The sequence below is a fragment of the Burkholderia sp. Ac-20392 genome, assembly GCF_017104585.1.
Taxonomy (GTDB): Bacteria; Pseudomonadota; Gammaproteobacteria; order Burkholderiales; family Burkholderiaceae; genus Burkholderia; species Burkholderia lata.
Window position 1 is genome coordinate 1 of record NZ_JAAGPB010000642.1, and the last position, 4,274, is coordinate 4,274.

Here is a 4,274-nt window from a genome sequence, read left to right on the forward strand (position 1 = left end):
GAGGGTCCTCACGCCCGTCTTGCGGGGGCCGAAGTCTGCCGCGCGAGGGCCCGGTGGGCGGCGGGGTCGTCGGGTGGTGGGCCGGCTCGGTCTACGAGGCGAGCGCGGTCAGCACGCGGGCGGCGCGCGCGGGCATCGACCACATCGGCGCGCTGCGGCTCGCATCGATCGGCGCGGCGATCCTGTCGTGCGCGACGATCGCGGGCTGTCTCGTGGCTCCCTGGCTGTCCGAACGGCTCGGCCGGCGCACGGCACTCGGCGTGTATTTCGCGGGCATGGCCGCATCGATCGTGTTCGCGTTCGGCTGGGCGTTCTACCAGCCGAACGGGCTCGCGGCGTTCATGGTGTCGCTCGCGTTCCTCGGTTTCTTCGGCGGCAATTTCGCGATCTTCTCGCTATGGCTGCCCGAGCAGTACCCGACGCGCGTGCGGGCCACCGCGTTCGCGTTCAACGCATCGGTCGGCCGCTTCATCGGCGCAGGCGTGAACTTCCTGCTCGGCGCCGCGATACACGGCTACGGATCGCTCGGCGTGCCGGTCGCATGGACTGCGGCCGTGTTCGGGCTCGGCATCCTGATCCTGCCGTTCGCGGTCGAAACGCGTCACCAGACGCTGCCGGAGTGAGCGGCACGCCGTGATCGTTCGGCCACAAGCCACACCCAGTCATCAATATCAGGAGTCCGGAATGCAGGCATTACAAGGAATCAGGGTCGTCGATCTGAGCCGCGCGCTGTCGGGGCCGTTCTGCTCGATGGTGCTCGCCGACCTCGGCGCCGACGTGATCAAGGTCGAGTCGGGGCCGCACGGCGACATGAGCCGCGCATGGGGGCCGTTCGACCGCGGCGTGAGCACGTACTACCTGTCCTGCAACCGCAACAAGCGCGGCATCTGCGTGGATTTCAGGCAGCCGGCCGGCCTCGACGTCGTGCGGCGGCTGATCGCGCAGGCCGACGTCGTGATCGAGAATTTCAAGGCCGGCACGATGGACGCGATGGGGCTCGGCTATGCCGCGCTGAGTGCGCGCGATCCGCGGCTCGTGATGGGCAGCGTTACCGCGTTCGGCCCGCGCGGCCCGTTGCGCGACTGGCCGGGCTTCGACCAGATCGCGCAGGGCTATGCGGGGCTGATGAGCCTCACCGGTTTTCCCGACGGCGAGCCGACCCGCACGGGCACCGCGATCGGCGATCTCAGCTCGGGGATGTGGGTCGCGACCGGCGTGATGGCCGCGCTCTACGAGCGCGAACGCACGGGGCGCGGGCAGCATGTCGGCACGTCGCTGCTCGAAAGCCTCGTGTCACTGTTGAGCGTGCACGGGCAACGCTACCTGAGCCTCGGCGACGTGCCGCGCCGTACCGGTAATGCGCATGCGGTGATCGCGCCGTACGGCGTGTTCGAGACGGCCGACGGGCCGCTCAACCTCGCACCGATCACGACCGACATGTGGCTGCGGCTATGCCAGTTGCTGGACCTGCCCGAGCTGCCGAACGATCCGCGCTTCGCGACCAACGACGCACGCGTCGCGTACCGCGACGAACTGAAAGCGTTGCTCGAAAGCCGGTTGCGCACGCGCGGCAAGCGCGAATGGACGCAGCGTTTCGTCGACGCGGGGCTGCCGGCCGGGCCGATCAACACGCTCGACGAAGTGTTCGACGATCCGCAGCTCGCACATTGCGGGCTGGTCGAGCCGGTCGCGCATCCGACGCTCGGCACGCTGCGCCAGGTCGTTACGCCGCTCGGCGGGATGGGGGACGAGATGCCGGCGCCGCGCACGCGTCATGCGCCGCCGCTGCTCGGCGAGCATACGGTCGACGTGCTGCGCGAAGCGGGGTATGGCGACGACGCGATCGACGCGCTGCTGGCCGAGCGCGCGATCTTTCAGGCGGAAGCAGTGGCGGAGGCCGTGCAATGAGCGACACGACGAAACACGACAGCACGTCGCACGTGACGGTCGACATGGTCGGCGAGCGGATCGCACGTGTGCGGTTCGCGAATCCGGCGCGACGCCATGCGCTCGACGCGCCATTGCTCGACGCGCTCGTCGCGCGCCTCGACGCGCTGGCCGAACACTGTCCTCCGCCCGTCGTGGTCCTGTCGAACGACGGCAGCGGCGATGTCTGGAGCGCGGGGCATGACTTGCGCGAGCTGGCCGACGATCGCGATCCGCTCGCATACGGCAAGCCGCTCGAACGGGCGCTGCGGCGCGTGCGGACCTATCCGGGCGCGGTGGTCGCGGCGGTGTCGGGCTCGGCGTGGGGCGGGGCGGTCGATCTCGTGATGAGCTGCGATCTGGTGGTCGCGTCGCGCGACGCGCGGTTCGCGATGACGCCCGCGAACATCGGCCTGCCGTATTCGACGAGCGGCCTGCTGCGCTTCTACGACAACCTGCCGATCCACGTGCTGAAGGAGATGTTTTTCTGCGCGCAGCCGCTCGATGCGGAGCGCGCCGCGCATCACGGGCTCGTGAACCGGCTGGCTGATGCGGGCGGTGTCGACGACGCGGCGCTCGATGTCGCGCGCACGATCGCCGCGAAGGCACCGCTCGCGGTGCACGCGGTGAAGGAGCAGTTGCGCGTGCTGCAGGACGCGCGGCCGTTGCCGGCCGACGCATTCGAACGGATTGCCGAGCTGCGCCGGCAAGCGTGCGAAGGCGCGGATTTCGACGAAGGGCTGCGTGCGTTTTCGGAGCGGCGCGCGCCGGTATTTCGCGGCGTCTAGGCGACGGGTTGTGCGAGCCGGGCGCGCAAGCGGAGAAAGGTGCGTGGACGTGTGTTGCGCATTGCGTAATGCCTGCTCGCGTCGCTGAGCGGGTATCGGCTGCGTCGTTCGCGGCTGCCATCGCGTGCCGCGACGCCGCGCATCACATGCCGAGCGCGTGCACGCCGATGAGCAGCAGCGCGCCCGCCGCGATCAGCAGAAGCGCATGAACGCGCGTATACATCACGCACAGCGTCGACACGACCGCGATCGCACGCGCGGCCCAGCCGCCGTCGAGCGCCTGCAGCAGCACCCATACCGACGCGAGGATCATGCCAGCCGCGACCGGGCGCAGGCCGGCCTCGAGCGCGATCTGCCAGCGCGCACCCTGGTGCCGCCGCCACAGATGCGCGACGCCGTAGATCAGGAAGGCAGTCGGGCCGAACAGCGCGAGCGTCGCGATCACCGCTCCCCAGAAGCCGGCCACCTGCCAGCCGATCAATGTTGCCAGCAGCGAGCCGGGGCCTGGCGCCATCCGCGCGATCGCGAAGTCGTTCACGAATTGCGTGGCGGTCATCCAGTGATGCACGTCGACCACTTGCCGCTGGATGTCGGCGATGATCGCCTGTCCGCCGCCGATCGTCGCGATCGATAGCGGCGCGAACACGCCGAACAGGGCGGCGTAGCGTTGCGACGCGGTCATGGCGAGTCGCTCCCGGCCGGCGGCGCGGCTGTGCGGCGATATTCGAGCGCGACGCTCAGCGTGCCGCCGACCAGCACGGTCCACACGAGCGGCCAGTGCAGCACGGCCACCGACACGAAGGTGAGCGCCATCACCGCGAACGGCAGCGCGCGACGTGGCAGCCGGCGCACGGCGGTGATCGCCATCGAGATCGACAGCCCGATCGCTGCCGCCGCCGCGCCGGCGAGCGCGACATGCGTGAGCGGAAAGCGCGTGAGGGTTGAGAACGCGATGCCGAACAGCACGATCAGCACGGCCGGCGGCGCGATGATGCCGGTGAAGCCGGCCACCGCGCCGCGCCATCCGGCGAGCCGGTAGCCGATCCAGATCGCGAGGTTCTTCACGTTGACGCCCGGCAGCGCCTGCGACAGCGCGAGGCCGTTGAGGAACGCCTCCTCGTCGAGCCAGCGCCGCTCGTACACGAAGTCGCGCATCATTCGCCCGCTGAGGCCGCCGCCGAAGCTGGTCAGGCCGATCTGCGAGAACGCGATGAACAGCGCGAGGACGCCGGGCGGCGGCGCATCGCCTGCAGGCGGTGCCGGCGAGGTGGTGGCGGAGGGCGGGGGCATCGGGCGGGCGGTGCGTGGCGGTTGGGCGGGCGCCCATGTTAGCAAGCGGACCCTGTCAGCACGCTGACATGGGCTCGGCGGCGACGTGATGGAAGACGGCTGATGAGGTGACAGGTGTGTTCCGGTGCATCCGGGACATCCGGCACATCCGACACATCCGACACATCCGACACATCCGACACATCCGACACATCCGACACATCCGACACATCCGACACATCCGACACATCCGACACATCCGACACATCCGACACATCCGACACATCCGAC

The 4,274-nt window shown here is 69.6% G+C and carries 6 protein-coding genes; 3 read left to right on the top strand and 3 right to left on the bottom strand.

What is annotated here, in order from left to right; genetic code table 11:
• From G3N99_RS36055 to scpB, 3 genes are all read left to right on the top strand, one after another.
• On the top strand, window positions 1–623 hold a 623-nt coding region (locus tag G3N99_RS36055), incomplete at its 5' end, for an MFS transporter (protein ID WP_241012026.1).
• Window positions 624–684: 61 nt separating this feature from the next.
• Complete coding sequence (locus tag G3N99_RS36060) at window positions 685–1,908, top strand: CaiB/BaiF CoA-transferase family protein (protein ID WP_206124752.1); 1,224 nt, start codon at window positions 685–687, stop codon at window positions 1,906–1,908.
• Complete coding sequence (scpB, locus tag G3N99_RS36065) at window positions 1,905–2,714, top strand: methylmalonyl-CoA decarboxylase (RefSeq protein ID WP_206124753.1); 810 nt, start codon at window positions 1,905–1,907, stop codon at window positions 2,712–2,714. Before G3N99_RS36060 ends, scpB begins: the two co-directional genes overlap by 4 nt.
• 142 nt (window positions 2,715–2,856) lie before the next feature.
• On the opposite strand, the gene G3N99_RS36070 is transcribed toward scpB, so the two are convergent.
• The 3 genes from G3N99_RS36070 to G3N99_RS36080 form a co-directional block, all read right to left on the bottom strand.
• The gene (locus G3N99_RS36070; protein ID WP_206124754.1) at window positions 2,857–3,396 is read right to left on the bottom strand and encodes a chromate transporter; all 540 of its coding nucleotides are present in this window, start codon (window positions 3,394–3,396) and stop codon (window positions 2,857–2,859) included.
• Window positions 3,393–4,004, bottom strand: coding sequence for a chromate transporter (locus tag G3N99_RS36075; RefSeq protein ID WP_206124755.1), 612 nt, complete (start codon window positions 4,002–4,004; stop codon window positions 3,393–3,395). Before G3N99_RS36075 ends, G3N99_RS36070 begins: the two co-directional genes overlap by 4 nt.
• Window positions 4,005–4,042: 38 nt before the next feature.
• Window positions 4,043–4,274 (bottom strand): hypothetical protein (locus G3N99_RS36080; protein WP_206124756.1); only part of this gene is annotated, 232 nt, incomplete at its 5' end.